The sequence below is a fragment of the Streptomyces sp. NPDC055815 genome (assembly GCF_053616475.1).
Genome location: NZ_JBSHDU010000030.1, coordinates 83215 through 97872 on the forward strand (window position 1 = coordinate 83215; position 14658 = coordinate 97872).

A 14658-nucleotide genomic window follows, 5' to 3' on the forward strand; every position below is an offset into this window, starting at 1 on the left:
GAGCCCGGCGACACGGTCCGAGTCGAACAAGTCATTCATCCGCCGGGAATCAGTCGCTCTCGACAAGGAGACGTCATGGCGTCCGACCGCATCACCCTCGAAGAAGCCCTGCGCAGCACGGACCGGCCCACCAAGGTCGTCCTCTTCGCCGACCTCGCGGGCTCCACCGAGATGAAGAGCAGGACGGGGGAGGTCGGCTGGCTGCCGACCATCGGGAAGTTCCTCGACATCACGACGACGGCGACCATCGAGAACGGTGGAACGGTCGTGAAGTACCTCGGCGACGGCATCCTCGCCGTGTTCGACGGCGACCACGCCGCCGAGGCCATCTGCGCGGCCATCAGGATCCAGGAGATGCTCCGCGCGGAGAACGCCGAGCAGATCGTCACCGACTGCCTGGCGAGCGTCGGCATCGCCACGGGGCGGGTCGTGGAGTACCAGGCGCCCGCGGGCGGCCTCGACTACGTCGGATCCGTCGTCGACCTCGCGGCCCGGCTGTGCGCGGCGGGCAACCCGCAGGCCATCTGGGTCGACAGCGCCACCGTCGCCGCCGCGATCATGACCCGGGTCACCAGCGAGGTCGGCCGGGTGCACGGCTTCTCGTCGGACGACTACCTCTCCGACGAGTGGAAGGTGGAGCTCAAGGGCTTCCCCAAGCCCATCCGGTACCGTGAGGTGATCTGGCACACGAAGCCGTTCGGCGCCCGCAACGAGACCGTCGACCAGATCAGCGAGCGCCCTGGCGCCCACGCCGACCGGCATGGGTACCCCGCCCACGCCGGCCCGGCCGCCGGTCCCGTCCGGCAGCCGGCGCCGGTGGCCGAGGAGCTGCGCGAGGGCGTGGTCAAGCGGTGGGACCCGGTTCGCGGGCAGGGGTTCATCGCGACGCTCGCCGAAGGCGACTACTACATCGACCGCCGGTTCGTGGCGAACGGGGAGGACCTCGCCGAAGGCCACAACGTGCGGTTCGTGCCGCGCCCGCCGTTCAAGGCGGACGGGTCCTGTCCGGTCGCCGGGTGCGCCGTCCAGGAGGGCCACGTGGTGCGCGGCGTCTTCCAGCGGGTCCTCGCGCACAAGGGGTACGGCTTCGTCGACGTCCTCGACCAGATGGGCAACCGGCAGAGCCTGTACGTCCACCTGGGCGCACGGGTCGCGGAATTCCACACCGGGGGCCCGGTCACGATCGAGGCCGTGCGGAACTACAAGGGCATCTCGGGCCGTCTCGCCGACGGCGCCGGCACGGCGGAGAACGGGGGCGCCGACCATGCCGCATGACCATCCCGCGCGCGCCGCGCTCGCCGACGTACGGGTCGAGCTGACGCGGGCCGATCAGAAGGCGGCGATGCTCCTCGCGCTCGTCGCCGCCGTCGCGGCGGGGGCCGTCGCCGCCTTCGCCGCCCGGCCCTCCGGGCTGTTCGCCCTGTGGAACGGCGTCGAATGGCTGGCGTGGAGCGGGCTCGCGTGCCTGACCGGCAGCCTCTTCCTCCTGTTGGCCTGCGTTCGCCCGGACGGGGCGAACAGCCCCCAGGGGACCGACTACTTCGCCTTCTACGCGCGGTACTCGGGCCGGCCCGACGACCTGCGCGCCCACTTCGCGGGCCTCTCCCCCGGCCACGACGGCTGCGCCCAGCTGATCGAACTCTCGGTGCTGGCCGGCCGTAAGTACCGGCTCATCGCCCGAGCGGTCACCTTCCTGGGCGCCGCTCTCCCGTTGCTCGCGTCGTCCGTGCTCCTGGACGCCATGCACTGAGCCGCGAACGGGCCGCCCGTCCCCCCAGCAAAACAGAAAAGGCCAGGTCGGACACTGTCCGACCTGGCCTTCCTCTGAGCCGCCTTCGGGATTCGAACCCGAGACCTACGCATTACGAGCTCAAGATCATTCATGATGGAGGGTTCCAGTCGGTACCGGCTAGTGACAGAACATGCAGGTCAGAGAGCTTCACTCCATGTTCAAGTGTCAGCCGGTACCGACTGGTTCAGAGCCGTCCGGCCACACGGTGGCCACATGATGGCCGCACCCGAGCAGTGCATTCGCCGTCGCCGGGAGGATTCGAAGCGGCGCGCGAGGGCGGCCGATGTGAGGCCATGGAACACGGGAAAGGGGCCGCACGGCTGTTGCCGTGCGACCCCTTCCCTATGCCCGGTTACCCGCTCAGGACTTGGGATCGCCGCTCTCGGTGCCTCGGTCCTGCTCGCCGGCGGTGGGGGGCAAGGCGTTCAGGACAGCCTCAAGGGCTATGGCACCGGTATCGGTGATGTGCCGGTCGTCGAGCAGGATGTCGCGTCTCTTGGCAGTGGCGCGACCTGCTGCGGGTGCTTTGTCGTCGAGTCGGGTACGGCGGACGCGGTACAAGATGCCCCCCTCGTGGCATGGCCGAGTGCCTCACTCGAACATATGCCCGAGGCAAGGCCCGCTCCACATTAGCGCCCATATCGCCGCAGGTCACGCGACTAGGACCCTGCGTGACCATCCTCGACGAACGTGATCTTCGCGCGTTCGAGATCAAGGTTCTTGAGCGCCTGTTCGACCAACGGAAGATCCTCGGGCCGTGTTCCTGGCTTGTACGCCACGACGACCGAGACCTCGGGAGTCGACATGCCGAGGATGTCGTCGGCGGTCAGCCCGACCCACTCGACCGCCGCCGCCTGCTTCACCTCGACGAGCGGCCGACTCGTCGCCGCCGCAATCGCACCGACGATCCATCGGTCGTGCCGGTAGCTCTCACCGTTGGCGATCTTCGCGAGGGTTGTGTGCTGGAGCTTCTTGCCCGTTTCGGGGTCGACTGCCCGCTCGGCCACGCTCCGCAGGGTCGCGCCCTTGACGGCGAGCACCTCGCGAACCATGTCGGTGAAGGGCGTCGAGCTCTCGCCGCCTATGGGGGACACGGGTTCTCATCTCCGTTCTTGTCGCAGAACGCGAACGATCTTATATAAGCAGCCATCACCCCGGATTGCCCACCCCTGAACTGCGTTGACGCGCCAAATCGAGCACACGTACGGTTGTTCTTGTTCGAGAACAGCAACAGGCAAACCACCTGTATCGGGCGGCACTTGCCTGCTGTTGTTCGTGCTCAGGAACACATGGGGGATCTTGTGAGCGTTGTTTTTGCGGGCCCGCCGCCGCGCAGCCGCAACACCAAGCACGCTTTGATCGCGATGGAGCTCGCCGAGCATCCGGGCGAGTGGGCGATCGTGCAGCGGCTCGCCTCGATCGCGCGGGCGTCGTCCGCCGCGCAGGCCATCCGGAGCGGCCGACTGGCCGCCTACCCCGAGGGACAGTTCGAGGCGGTGGCCCGTTCGGTGCCCGAGCAGGGGCGCGTCGAGCACCGGGTCTACGCCCGGTACGTCGGCGCCGAGAAGTGACAGCGGGACCCCGGATCGGCAGTTTGTGCTCGGGGTACGGCGGGCTCGATGCGGGTGTGCAGGCGGTGCTCGGCGGCTCGGTCGCCTGGCACTGCGAGATCGACCCGAACGCCGCCGCGATCCTCGCGCGCCACTGGCCCGATGTGCCCAACCTGGGCGATCTATCCGCTGTCGACTTCGACCAGGTCGAGCCCGTCAACGTGCTGACCGCCGGGTTTCCCTGCCAAGACGTCAGCCTCGCCGGCCGCCGCGCCGGTATCGCCGAGGGCACCCGTTCCGGCCTGTGGCTGCACGTCGCCCGAGCAATCCAAGCCCTACGCCCCCGATTGGTGGTGATCGAGAATGTCCGCGGCCTCCTCTCGGCGTCGGCGCATAGCGAGGTGGAACCGTGCCCGTGGTGTGTGGGAGACGGAAGCGCTGAACCTCCTTTGCGAGCACTCGGCGCCGTACTCGGCGACCTGGCCCGCCTCGGGTATGACGCGGAATGGTGTTGCGTACGCGCGTCGGAGGTCGGCACTGCCCACCGGCGCGAGCGGGTGTTCATCGCTGCGCGGCCTGCTGCCGACCCCGACGGCGTCGTTTGTGCAGGACACGATCGACCCTGCGGTCTGGCGGGCGCGGCGTGAGCGCCTGAAGGCACGCCACCCCGGCATGGGCGACATGGGCCTGCCGCTCGGCCTCGCCGTGCGGCTGCTGCCGACCCCGCGCACCTCGGACACCAACGGCGCCAGTTCGCACGGCGACGGCGGCCCTGACCTGCGAACCGCGGTCTCGTTGCTGCCGACTCCACGCGCCTCGGACGGCGAAAAGGGCAGCCCGAACCAGAAGTTCGGCGACGGCAGTGCGACCCTGGCGAGCGCCGCCGCGCGACTGCTGCCAACCCCGCAGGCGAGCGAGCGCAGCGCGAGCAGGGAGACAGCCGAGGAACGGGCCGCCGCCGGTCATCAGGCTTACCTGTCCCACGTCATGGCCTCGATCACCCGGTCGGAACCGACGCCGCAGGAAGGCGGTACCCACTGGGGGCCGTACTCCGCAGCAGTCGAGCGGTGGGAGGCGCTCACCCGGCCAGTGCCCCGGCCCGTTGACGAACAGGGGCGATTGAGTCCGACGTTCGTCGAATGGCTCATGGGCTTGCCCGAGGGTCATGTGACGAGCGTCCCCGGCCTGTCCCGGGGCGCACGGCTCAAGGCCCTTGGGAACGGCGTCGTACCGCAACAGGCCGCCGCCGCCCTGCGGTTGCTGCTCGATCGATTCGAGTCCGCGTGATCTGCGATTTCTGGGACGGCCCCGCCGGGGCCTACTGCCATGCAATCGGAACCCGCCGCTACGTCGTCGGCGACCGGTGCCCGCTCCACACACCCTCCGCTCTCGCCTGTCGGCCCGAACCACCCGGTGACCCGAATCCCGTAAGGAGACGTTCCGTTGAGCCTGGCCGCGACGGATTGGGTATGGACCCGGTCCCGCGCCCGAGGCGCCGCTCGTCTGGTCCTGCTCGCGATAGCTGACCGCGCCGGCGCCGATGGCGTCGCCTACGCCGGTACGGCCGCGCTCATGCAGCGGACCCGCGCCGCCCGCTCCACTGTCCGGCAGGCGGTCGACGCCCTGCTCGCCTCGGGCGAGCTCGCCGTCGTTGAGGGACGGGTCGGGCCCGGTGGCGAGACGGTCTATCGTCTGCCGCTCCTCGATGAGCAGGGGGCCGAAGATCGGCCCGGACCGGATTTCGGCCCGGGTCGGGAATCGGCCCCCGGGGGGCCGGTGAGCGGCCCCGGGGAGGGCCGGACATCGGCCCCGGGGGGATCGGATACCGGCCCGAGGGAGGGCCGAGGATCGGCCCCCGGGGGGCCGGATATCGGCCCCCAGAACGTACCTACCTACTCAACACCACAACAGCAGCAGCCGCGCGCGAGATCGGCCGCGCTGATTCCCGAACTGCGCCCGCTCGACGATGCCCTCGCCCAAGCCTCGATCACCGTCCGGTGGTCGCTCTCGCTCGGTGAACAGCGCGACGTCTACCGGTTGATGCAGCAGCACGGCGTCGAGGCCCTGGTCGGCCTCGCCGCCCGCCGCACCGTCCCGGGCGAGGCCCCGAAGGCGGCCCGGTACTGGCTCAAGGTCTGGTCCGACCTCGACCGACCGTCGGCCTCGCCGCCGCGACCGCCGTCGTCGACCGCCGCCTACGCCGACAACCTCGCCGCCGGCCTCGCCCTGCTCCACGCACAGAAGGAGAGCACCCCATGAACGAGCAGCAGATCGCCGCCCTGTTGGCGTTTGCCGGAACGCTCGACTCGCGGGTGCGCCGTGCCCTCGCCGACCCGCAGCAGTCCGCCCGCACCATCGCGGAGTGGACGGCCGCCGTCGCCGACGTCCCGGCCACCATGCCGGACGTGGCATGGGACGCCGCCCGCGCGACCCGCCGCTACTACGAGCAGCGCAACGGAGACCGCTCCGCGCAGTTCCGCCCGATCGAGCCGCACGACCTGCTCGCCGCATGGGGGCCGCACCGGGCGGAGCTCATGAACCGACACACCGACCCGGTGCCCTCGGCGGACCCGGACGACCCGGCGGCGTGGCGGGCCGAACTGCTCGGCACCCGGGCGGCGGTCGCGACCGGACACGCCGCGCCCGCGCAGTACCGCGCCGAGATCGACCACGGCGGGCAGAAACGTCTCGCCGCGCTCATGTCCGGTGTCGGGAAGGGGCCGCGCCGCTACATGCCCGAGCACGTGGCGGCCGATCTGCGCCCGTTCCGGAAGGCTCGCGCCCACCGCGAGCAGCTCGTCGCCGAGGGCGTGCCGGACCCGCTCTCGGTGGCGTGCCCCTACTGCCTCGCCGCCGTCGACGAGCAGTGCCGTTCGAGCTTCCGCAACCGAGGCAAGGGCCGACGACCGCTCTCAGGCGTTCACCCGTCGCGCGTCGAGGCCGTGGTCGCCGAACTCGGCTGCGGTGAAGCGGCCGACGACGAGCAGGTGCGCCTCGCTCGGATCATGTGCCAACCGCCGGCACCTCGACGAGACGCTCGCGCCCGGCACACCAGCGGCGGGGGCGAGGCCCGATGATCCCGCTCGCCGCCCGAGCCGTGATCGCCGCCCAACTGACCGACGAGCTCGACGTACCGCCGCACCTCGCGACCGTGTTCGTCGCCTCGCTCGCCGATCGGCTCGCCATCGAGGGATGGCACATGACCGACGACCTCGGTCGCGTGCGGGATGCCGGTATCCACCTGCACCACGAACACCACCGCGCGCGACCGGTCGCGCCTCGCGCGCGGGAGGCCCCGCGCGCTCGGCGCTCCCTCGCTCGGCTGCTGCGCCGTCCCCGAACGACCGAAGAGAGAACCCCATGAGCCCGGCCCTGCTCGCCCTCGCCGTCGTGCTCGCCCTCGCGCTCGGCGCGTCCCTGGCCTACGTGGTCCGGATCGACGACCGCCTCGACCGCGAGCTGCGCCGCATCGACCGACGCCCCTGCTCGACCACCTGCACCACCTGCTCGACGACGCGCCGAGCCGAGAACGGAGAGACCGAATGAACCACACCACCCGAACCCGGTCGCGGCGCGGCCGGACCCTCGCCCGCGAGGCGGTCCGCGAGCAGCGGCGCGAGGCGCTGTTCGGGCTGCTCGCCCGAGCCGACCGAGGCGCTCTCACCCGAGAGGACGCGCGGCAACTCTGCGACCTGGCCGCGGCCGAGGTCGCCGAGTGCGACGCGTTCCGCCGGTCGGCGGGCGGGCAGCAGTCGGCGGCGCTCAAGCTGCGCCACCGCATCGAGGCGGCCGAGCAGGCGATGCGGGAGATCGAGGCCGAGCGCGACCAGTACGCCGCCGAGGTCGGGGCGCTGCGCGCTGCGGCCGGGAAGGGGGACCGATGAGTTACGCACAGGCTGTGAACGAAACTGTGCGCGCTCTGCGCACGATCCGGGGGCAGTGGGCGGCGCTGCTGCTCGCGATCGAGACGCCGCCGGCGGATCACTGGCCACCGAGGCAACTCGCGCACACCATGCGCGAGGGCGACGACGAGCAGCTCGTCGAGGACCGGGCACCGCTCGTGCTGCGCGAGCACCCCGCCCCCCTCAACCTCGCCGCGCTCGACACCGGGCGGGCGGTCGAGCGGCTCGTGTTCGACCTCGCCGACACCCTCGCCGCCGCCGTCCAGCGCACCGAGCCGGGCGACCCCCGAGGGTGGCTCTCGCCCGACCCGACCGCACCGGACAGCCACCGCGCAGCGGGCAGCAGGCGGCACGGGCTGCACTGGGCGTGCGTGTGGGTCGAGGGGCGAGTGCTCGATGAAGACACCGCGCCCGAGCGCGAGCTCGACCGGGCCCTCGCTCCCCCGCCGTTCGAGGTGCTGCCGCTCTACCTGCTGCACGAAGCGCGACGTACCGCGCGGATCGCCGAGGCCCGGGTGCTGCGCGCCCTCGGCCTCGACCGGCGCGAGACTCCCCTGCCCGAGCCGTGCCCGTGGTGCGGGAGCGAGCTCACCCTGCACAGCGCCCCCGACGGGCCGCCGAGCGTGACCTGCTCGGGCGGGCGCGGGTGCACCGCCCCCGTCCCCCTCAACAGCAGAGAGCGGGCGCGGGTGTGGGAGTGGGACGACCTGCCCGAGCTGATCGCCGCGCTCGGCGTGGACATCACCGCAGCGGCATAGGCGCAGGTGGGGTCCGGCCCGGATCACCGGGCCCCAACCATCACGACTTAATAACACCGTGGCCAATCCCGCCCCACCGCCCCCCAGTTGGCGACACAGTTCACCACAGAGCGGGATCTTTCGGTCTCACTCGGCCTCAAATTACTTAGTTTGTCTAAGTAAATCTTTAGGTCTGTACTCGTGCGGGAACTTTCTGGAAGGACGGAATTAATGAAGAACTATTGGGGGCGGGTAATTCGCGAGGCGCTCCAAAGCGGCGACGGCACATTGCGACTCGTCTTCCTGCTGGGCGCCGGCGTCTTCGCCACCGTGACGGCCGTAGCGCTGCTGATCGCCGCACGGATCGCCGGATTGCTCTAGGCGCGACCGCGCCAAGCCGGGCAATGCTGCATCACACGCGTGAGGTAACAACGTTATTGCGCCGTGACCTGTGGCGGACGGCGCGACCTGCGCAGCACGCCAAAGACCACTTGCACCGTTATCGTTCCGTGACCTAATGTGGGTGGCGCCTCCGGCGTGCCTGGAAACAATCCGCTGATCTTCGCCCCGCCACCATCCCCCCGGTGGCGGGGCGTTCGCGTGCCCGGGAGGTGAACCCGTGGCCGACCCGATCACCGACGCCGACCGCGAGGCGGTCCGCGCCCTGCACGCCGGGGGCAAGTCCCGTAACGCCATCGCCCGGGAGACCGGGCGCAGCGCCGCCACCGTCTCAAAGATCGCCGCCGAGTTGGGCCTCGCGTTCAGCGGCGGGGCGCGCGTAGCCGCAGCCACCGAGGCACGGCGCGCCGACGCCGCCGCACGTCGCGAGCAGCTCGCCGACGACGCCCTCGACGGGGCCCTCGCTCAGGTCGAGCGGGTCGGCGCGGCCGACTCCGCACGTGATGCCCGTGACTACGCCACCGCCGCCCGCGCACTGACCGAGGTACACGCCAAGGTCGCCGAGCTCGCCCGCACGAGCGGCACCGGGAGCAGCGGGGGCTCGATGCTCGACCGCCTCGCCGACGCCCTGCTCGGGCCGACGGGAGACAACGCCGACGGGGGGTGATCCCCTCGCCGCCACCCCTGTCCGACAAACAGATTCGCTCGATCCGCGAGGCGACCGCCCGTATCTGCTGCTGGCACGGCAGCGTGCGATCGGGGAAGACCATCGCAAGCTTGCTCGCCTTCCTGCTCGCCGTGCGGCGGGCGCCGGCGTCCGGGCTCATCCTGATTTGCGGGCGCAGTCTCCAGACGATCGAAAGAAACGTTCTCGAACCCCTCGCCGACCCGGCGTTGTTCGGGCCGGTCGCCGCCGAGGTGCGCCACACCCGGGGCGCGACAACGGCGATCATCCTCGGTCGCGTCGTCCACCTCGTTGGTGCGAGCGACGCTCGGGCCGAGGGCAGGCTGCGAGGTCTGACCGCCTCGCTCGCCTACTGCGACGAGATCACCCTCATGCCCGAGGGGTTCTTTACGCAGTTGCTCGCGAGGCTCAGTGTGCCCGGGGCGCGGCTGCTCGGGACCACGAACCCGGACTCGCCGCGGCATTGGTTCAAGGTCGGTTACCTCGACCGGCAGAGCGAGCTCGACCTCGCGTCGTGGCACTTCCGGCTCGCCGACAACCCGAGCTTGAGCCCGGCGTACGTCGCCGCGCTGTCCGCCGAATACTCCGGACTCTGGCGCCGGCGGATGATCGACGGCGCGTGGGTGATCGCCGAGGGCGCGGTATTCGACATGTACGACGAGCAGCGGCACGTCGTGACCGAGCTCCCGCCGATGCGCCGGTATTGGACGGGCGTCGACTACGGCACGGTGAACCCGTTCGCCGCCTTGACCCTCGGGCTCGGCGACGACGGGCGCCTGTACGTCACGAGCGAGTGGCGGCACGACTCCCGCGCGGCGCATCGGCAGTTGACCGACGCGCAGTACAGCCGCGCCGTTCGCGAGTGGCTCGACGATCTCGACGTCGAGCCCGAGTGGACGTTCGTCGACCCCTCGGCGTCGTCCTTCTCCACGCAGTTGTGGGCGGACGGACACCCCGGCGTGACCAAGGCCAAGAACGACGTGATCGACGGAATCCGCTCGGTCGCCTCCGCGCTCGACGCCGGTCTGCTGCTCATCCATGAGTCGTGCGAGGGGGTGCTCGCCGAGCTCCCCGAATACGTGTGGTCGGACGAAGCAGCCGCACGCGGTGAAGACCGGCCGGTGAAGCTGAACGATCACTCGGTCGACGCCTTGCGGTACGTGGTTCACAGCACCGCGCACGAGTGGCGCGGTCTGCTCACGGCCGCCGCCTGAACCTCCCTCCCTTCCCTGCCCGGGGCCGCCTCGCCGCGCCCCGGGCCTGAGCTGTCGAGGGGGGTGATCGCGTGCCCCCTTCGCTGACCGACCGGTTCCTCGCGAAGATCGTCGACGGCCCCCTCGGCTGCTGGGACTGGACAGGGCACGTCAAGCCCAACGGATACGGACAGGTCAAGGTCGGCGGGCGACCGCAGTACGCGCACCGGGTCGCCTACACCCTCACGCGCGGACCGATACCCGACGGGCTCGTGATCGACCACCTGTGCCGCCGCCGGCACTGCGTGAACCCGGACCACCTCGACGTGGTCACCACCCGGACCAACATCCTGCGGGGCGTGTCCCCCGCCGCGCGCCGTGCCCGGCAGACGCATTGCGCCCGAGGGCACGAGTTCGACAACGCGACGACCTACGTCGCACCGAACGGCACCCGGCACTGCCGCAGATGCGCAGCGCTGCGTGCCCGGATGAGACGACGGCTGGGGGTGCACCGTGCCCCTGCCCGATAACGGCGTCGCGTGGCCGCCGCCGCAGCTCGCCAAGCACTACGCCGAGATCAAGGTCGATGATGCTTGGTACTCCGGTGATCACGCCAAGCTGACCGCCGTCTACCGGGACAGTCCGGTACGACGCGACGGCCGCCGCCGACTGTGGGGGCGCGACCGTCAGCCGCGGCCCAACGTCCGCGATCAGCGGCTGCACATCCCCCTCGCCGGCGACATCGCCGGCGCGTCGGCCGACCTGCTGTTCGCCGAGCCGCCCGAGCTCACGGTGACCGACACCGGCACTCAGGACCGGCTCGACGAGCTCGCCGAGTCGGACGGCATCGCGAACACGCTGCTTGAGGCGGCCGAGGTCGCTGCCGCGCTCGGCTCGGTGTACCTGCGGGTCACGTGGGATCGGTCCCTTGCCGACCGGCCCCTGCTGACCAGCGTCCACCCCGACGCCGCCGTGCCGGAATTCCGGTGGGGCCGCCTCTCTGCCGTGACGTTCTGGCGCGAGCTCACCTCGACCTCGGCCACGGTGTGGCGGCACCTCGAACGGCACGAGCCGGGGCGCATCCTGCACGGGCTCTACCAGGGGTCGGCCGACAGCGTCGGCGTGCGCGTGCCTCTGACCGAGCACGTCGAGGTCGCCGACCTGGCCGTCAGCCTCGGCCCGGACGGCGACGCGATCGAGACCGGGATCGAGCAGCTCACCGCCGCCTACTGCCCGAACATCCGGCCAAACCGCCGCAACCGCGGCTCGGCCTTCGGACGCTCGGACTACGCGGCCCCGATTTACGACCTGCTCGACTCGCTCGACACAACATGGACGAGTTGGATTCGCGACCTGCGGCTCGCCCGCGCCCGCCTGCTCGTGCCCGACGGGTACCTGCGGAACCACGGGCCCGGACAGGGCGCGTCATTCGACGACGACCGCGAGATCTTCCAGCTCTTGAACATCCCTCCAACGGAGCAGGGTGGGAATCAGATCACGCTCTCGCAGTTCGCGATCAGGGTCGACGAGCACGAGAGGTCGGCGAGCGCGATTACCCGGCAGGCGGTGCAGAGCGCCGGCTACTCGGTCGCAACGTTCGGCCTTGGCGATCAGAGCACGGCCGTGACCGCGACCGAGGTCCGGGCGCGCGAGCGTCGGTCCATGACCACCCGGGGCAAGAAGGTACGGTACTGGTCGCCGCCGGTCGCCGACATGCTGCACGTGATGCTGCTGCTCGACCGGCAGTTCTTCGCACCGCGCATCGTGCCCGAGCGGCCGACCGTCGCGTTTGGTGACGTAGTCACCGAAGACGCATCCTCGCTCGCCCAGACCCTGTCCCTGCTCCAACAGGCACAGGCCGTGTCCGTGCTGACCAAGGTCCGGATGCTGCACCCCGACTGGGACTCGGTCGCCGCTCAGGAAGAGACGGACCGCATCCTCATGGAGAGCGGCGCCGCCGTCCCCGACCCGATGCAGGCGGGGACGCTGCTCTAGCGCGAGGGGGTGCTCGTGCCCATCCACCCCGCCATGGCCGAGGATCTTTCGGCCACCGTCCGCGACCTGTACGCGGACGCCGAGCAGAAGCTGCTCGCGCTCGTCGCGCGGCAGCTCGACGGCGGGTTCGAGGCCCCGGGGTGGGCGGTCACCAAGCTGCGCGACATCCAACCGCTACGGCGGGCAGCACAGGGCGTCGTCGACGCCCTCGGAACAGCGATGCAGCTTGAGGTGTTCTCGGCCGTGACCGAGGCGTACGACGTCGGGGCGCGGGCCGGGCTCGCCGAGCTCGGCGCGCTCTCCGACGTCGACGTGCGCCGGATCGCCGAGAGCACCCCGGGCACCCGGGCCGTGGATCGGCTCGCCGCCGAGACGATCGATCTCGTCACCGAGACGCATCGCGGAATTCTGCGGGGCGTCGAGGACGGATACCGGCAGGTGATCGCCGAGACGTCGGCGACTCCCCTACTTGGGGTCGACACCCGCCGGCAGGCGACCCAAGCGGCGATGTCCCGATTCGCCGACCGAGGTCTGCGGTCGTTCGTCGACCGCCGCGGCCGGTCCTGGCAGATGACCTCTTACGCGGAGATGGCCGTAAGGACGGCCGTCGGCCGCGCGGCGGTCGAGGCGCACGGAGACAAGCTGCGCGCCGCTGGTATCGGTCTGGTGATCGTCTCCAACGCCCCGCATAACTGCGATCTTTGCGCCCCGTTCGAGGGCGAGGTGCTCGCGCTCGACGGACCGGGCGGCGCCCGCACCGTCGAGATGGAGCACGCCACCGACGACGGCCGCACCGTCCGGGTACACGTCGTCGGATCGCTCGACGAAGCGCGGCGGGCCGGGCTGCAACATCCCAACTGCCGCCACTCGACGAGCGCCTACCTCCCCGGCGTGACTCGGCCGCCGGTCGAGCACTCCGAGGACCCCGACGGGTACGCCGCCTCACAGCGGCAGCGCGCGATCGAGCGCGCCATCAGGAAGTGGAAGAACAAGAGCGCCGCCGCCATGACGCCCGAGGCCAAGCGCGCGGCCGAGGCCCGGGTGCGCGCCTATCAGGGCAAGATGCGCGAGCACCTCGCGCAGCACCCCGAGCTCATCCGTCGGCGCGAGCGCGAGCAGCCCGGGGCGAGCAACCTCCCGAGCACCGCGCCGCCCCCGCCGCGCGACGCGGTCGAGGCCGCGCGCGTGCGCGCGGGCGACGACCGCACCCTGCCCGAGATGACCGACGAGCAGCTCGGCGCGGCGATCCGGCCCGGCGTGCTCGACGAGCGCGACCGAGACCGCATCCGGGGCGAGGGCGACCGCCGCGACCTGGCCGACCTGCTCGACCGCATCCGCCCCGGCGGGCGCATGGTCGACAACCTCGCCCCGTTCAGCGACGACGAGCTCGCCCGGATCGCGCCGCACCTCGACGACGAGCAGATGCTGCGCGTCATGGCCGAGGCCGACCGGCGCGACCTCGACGCCGCCATGCCCGAGATCCGCTCGGATCTCGTCAGCATGTCCGAGCGTGACCTCGCCGCCCGAGCCCGCAACGTCCCCGAGGACGGTCCGGCGATCGGCGCCGAGATGCACCGCCGCCGGGCCCTCGCCGAACTGTTCCCCGGCGGGCGGCTCGCCGCCGACCTGTCCGGGCTCGACGACGAGCTGCTCGTCTGGGGCATCCGGTACGCGAGGCCCGAGGACGCCGCCCGGATCACCGCCGAGATCGACCGCCGACACCCACCCGCACCGCCCCCGCCGGTCGTGGGGGCGACGGTCGCCGACACCCTCGCCGCGCGGAACGCCCTCGACGACGCGATGCACCCGATCCGCCTCGACGACCCCGCCCCTGCGGACCCCGACGAGTGGGGCGCGTACGGGGCGGACGTCGAGCGGGGCCCCGACGGCACCGAGCACATGTCCGCCGTCGAGCGATGGGCGTACGAGCGCGAACTCGAAGCGCGTTCCCAGCGGGCGGCGTACAGCCGCGACGAGATACGCGAGATGTACCGAGAGCACATCTACTTGCAAGAGATCGCCGCCGAGGACTACACGAACGGGTTCATGCTCAACCGCAAGGCACGCGCCGCCGGCGTCGACCCCACCTCTCTGTTCAGCGGCCCCTCGCACGTCGCCTACGCGCGAGCGTCCGAGGACCTGATCAGGTTTTGGGAAGAGGTGAGCCCGAGAATCACTCTCGCCGAGTTCACCGAGCAGGTGACCGGCGTCCGCACCGGTGCGGGCGAGACCGCCCGCAACGCGCGTGAGGACCAACGGCGTCGGCTCTAGAAGATGCCCAACAACCCTTGACCTGCACTTTCTTGAGTGCCCGTCATATTTTGCAAACCCTTTAACTTCCCCGTGGCGAGGCGCGGAGGATCGGGGTGGAAGGGCTTGTTACGGTGCTTGCACCTGTCTCTTAT

Annotated in this window: 18 protein-coding genes; 17 read left to right on the forward strand and 1 reads right to left on the reverse strand. The window is 71.0% G+C overall.

What is annotated here, in order from left to right:
* Window positions 1–75 precede the first annotated feature (75 nt).
* Complete coding sequence (locus tag ACWGN5_RS20460) at window positions 76–1275, forward strand: adenylate/guanylate cyclase domain-containing protein (RefSeq protein WP_453517051.1); 1200 nt, start codon at window positions 76–78, stop codon at window positions 1273–1275.
* Window positions 1265–1750 carry a Pycsar system effector family protein gene (locus tag ACWGN5_RS20465; RefSeq protein WP_453517054.1) on the forward strand — a complete coding sequence of 162 codons (486 nt, stop codon included), beginning with the start codon at window positions 1265–1267 and terminating at the stop codon, window positions 1748–1750. The genes ACWGN5_RS20460 and ACWGN5_RS20465 overlap by 11 nt, the downstream gene beginning before the upstream one ends.
* Window positions 1751–2451: 701 nt before the next feature.
* Here the strand turns inward: ACWGN5_RS20465 and ACWGN5_RS20470 are convergent.
* Window positions 2452–2886 carry a hypothetical protein gene (locus tag ACWGN5_RS20470; RefSeq protein ID WP_453517056.1) on the reverse strand — a complete coding sequence of 145 codons (435 nt, stop codon included), beginning with the start codon at window positions 2884–2886 and terminating at the stop codon, window positions 2452–2454.
* Window positions 2887–3093: 207 nt separating this feature from the next.
* Between ACWGN5_RS20470 and ACWGN5_RS20475 the strand changes: the two genes are divergently transcribed.
* From ACWGN5_RS20475 to ACWGN5_RS20545, 15 genes are all read left to right on the forward strand, one after another.
* Window positions 3094–3363, forward strand: a complete 270-nt coding sequence (locus tag ACWGN5_RS20475) for a hypothetical protein (RefSeq protein ID WP_453517059.1) — start codon at window positions 3094–3096, stop codon at window positions 3361–3363.
* A gap of 56 nt (window positions 3364–3419) precedes the next feature.
* Window positions 3420–3989, forward strand: coding sequence for a DNA cytosine methyltransferase (locus tag ACWGN5_RS20480; RefSeq protein WP_453517062.1), 570 nt, complete (start codon window positions 3420–3422; stop codon window positions 3987–3989).
* Complete coding sequence (locus ACWGN5_RS20485; RefSeq protein WP_453517065.1) at window positions 3946–4629, forward strand: hypothetical protein; 684 nt, start codon at window positions 3946–3948, stop codon at window positions 4627–4629. Before ACWGN5_RS20480 ends, ACWGN5_RS20485 begins: the two co-directional genes overlap by 44 nt.
* Window positions 4630–4785: 156 nt before the next feature.
* Window positions 4786–5601: a hypothetical protein gene (locus ACWGN5_RS20490; protein WP_453517068.1), complete on the forward strand. Its 816-nt coding sequence runs from the start codon at window positions 4786–4788 to the stop codon at window positions 5599–5601.
* Complete coding sequence (locus ACWGN5_RS20495) at window positions 5598–6419, forward strand: zinc finger domain-containing protein (protein WP_453517071.1); 822 nt, start codon at window positions 5598–5600, stop codon at window positions 6417–6419. The genes ACWGN5_RS20490 and ACWGN5_RS20495 overlap by 4 nt, the downstream gene beginning before the upstream one ends.
* The gene (locus tag ACWGN5_RS20500) at window positions 6416–6706 is read left to right on the forward strand and encodes a hypothetical protein (RefSeq protein ID WP_453517073.1); all 291 of its coding nucleotides are present in this window, start codon (window positions 6416–6418) and stop codon (window positions 6704–6706) included. Before ACWGN5_RS20495 ends, ACWGN5_RS20500 begins: the two co-directional genes overlap by 4 nt.
* Window positions 6703–6888, forward strand: coding sequence for a hypothetical protein (locus ACWGN5_RS20505; protein ID WP_453517076.1), 186 nt, complete (start codon window positions 6703–6705; stop codon window positions 6886–6888). Before ACWGN5_RS20500 ends, ACWGN5_RS20505 begins: the two co-directional genes overlap by 4 nt.
* Window positions 6885–7226 (forward strand): hypothetical protein, encoded by a 342-nt coding sequence (locus tag ACWGN5_RS20510; protein WP_453517078.1) that lies wholly within the window; start codon window positions 6885–6887, stop codon window positions 7224–7226. Before ACWGN5_RS20505 ends, ACWGN5_RS20510 begins: the two co-directional genes overlap by 4 nt.
* A 14-nt stretch (window positions 7227–7240) precedes the next feature.
* Complete coding sequence (locus ACWGN5_RS20515) at window positions 7241–8002, forward strand: hypothetical protein (RefSeq protein ID WP_453517080.1); 762 nt, start codon at window positions 7241–7243, stop codon at window positions 8000–8002.
* Between the two features lie 210 nt (window positions 8003–8212).
* The gene (locus ACWGN5_RS20520) at window positions 8213–8362 is read left to right on the forward strand and encodes a hypothetical protein (RefSeq protein WP_453517083.1); all 150 of its coding nucleotides are present in this window, start codon (window positions 8213–8215) and stop codon (window positions 8360–8362) included.
* 238 nt (window positions 8363–8600) lie between these two features.
* Window positions 8601–9047, forward strand: a complete 447-nt coding sequence (locus ACWGN5_RS20525; RefSeq protein ID WP_453517085.1) for a helix-turn-helix domain-containing protein — start codon at window positions 8601–8603, stop codon at window positions 9045–9047.
* The gene (locus ACWGN5_RS20530) at window positions 9047–10279 is read left to right on the forward strand and encodes a PBSX family phage terminase large subunit (RefSeq protein WP_453517103.1); all 1233 of its coding nucleotides are present in this window, start codon (window positions 9047–9049) and stop codon (window positions 10277–10279) included. Before ACWGN5_RS20525 ends, ACWGN5_RS20530 begins: the two co-directional genes overlap by 1 nt.
* 71 nt (window positions 10280–10350) lie before the next feature.
* Window positions 10351–10788 carry an HNH endonuclease signature motif containing protein gene (locus ACWGN5_RS20535; protein WP_453517088.1) on the forward strand — a complete coding sequence of 146 codons (438 nt, stop codon included), beginning with the start codon at window positions 10351–10353 and terminating at the stop codon, window positions 10786–10788.
* Window positions 10772–12253 carry a phage portal protein gene (locus tag ACWGN5_RS20540; RefSeq protein WP_453517089.1) on the forward strand — a complete coding sequence of 494 codons (1482 nt, stop codon included), beginning with the start codon at window positions 10772–10774 and terminating at the stop codon, window positions 12251–12253. The genes ACWGN5_RS20535 and ACWGN5_RS20540 overlap by 17 nt, the downstream gene beginning before the upstream one ends.
* Window positions 12254–12268: 15 nt before the next feature.
* Window positions 12269–14524 carry a phage minor capsid protein gene (locus ACWGN5_RS20545; protein ID WP_453517092.1) on the forward strand — a complete coding sequence of 752 codons (2256 nt, stop codon included), beginning with the start codon at window positions 12269–12271 and terminating at the stop codon, window positions 14522–14524.
* Window positions 14525–14658 lie beyond the last annotated feature (134 nt).

What these genes read in the sequence shown, in the direction of transcription:
- ACWGN5_RS20465 (WP_453517054.1), top strand. Translation starts at nt 1,265, where the DNA reads ATGCCGCATGACCATCCCGCGCGCGCCGCGCTCGCCGACGTACGGGTC.
- ACWGN5_RS20510 (WP_453517078.1), top strand. Translation starts at nt 6,885, where the DNA reads ATGAACCACACCACCCGAACCCGGTCGCGGCGCGGCCGGACCCTCGCC.
- ACWGN5_RS20500 (WP_453517073.1), top strand. Translation starts at nt 6,416, where the DNA reads ATGATCCCGCTCGCCGCCCGAGCCGTGATCGCCGCCCAACTGACCGAC.
- ACWGN5_RS20495 (WP_453517071.1), top strand. Translation starts at nt 5,598, where the DNA reads ATGAACGAGCAGCAGATCGCCGCCCTGTTGGCGTTTGCCGGAACGCTC.
- ACWGN5_RS20460 (WP_453517051.1), top strand. Translation starts at nt 76, where the DNA reads ATGGCGTCCGACCGCATCACCCTCGAAGAAGCCCTGCGCAGCACGGAC.
- ACWGN5_RS20505 (WP_453517076.1), top strand. Translation starts at nt 6,703, where the DNA reads ATGAGCCCGGCCCTGCTCGCCCTCGCCGTCGTGCTCGCCCTCGCGCTC.
- ACWGN5_RS20520 (WP_453517083.1), top strand. Translation starts at nt 8,213, where the DNA reads ATGAAGAACTATTGGGGGCGGGTAATTCGCGAGGCGCTCCAAAGCGGC.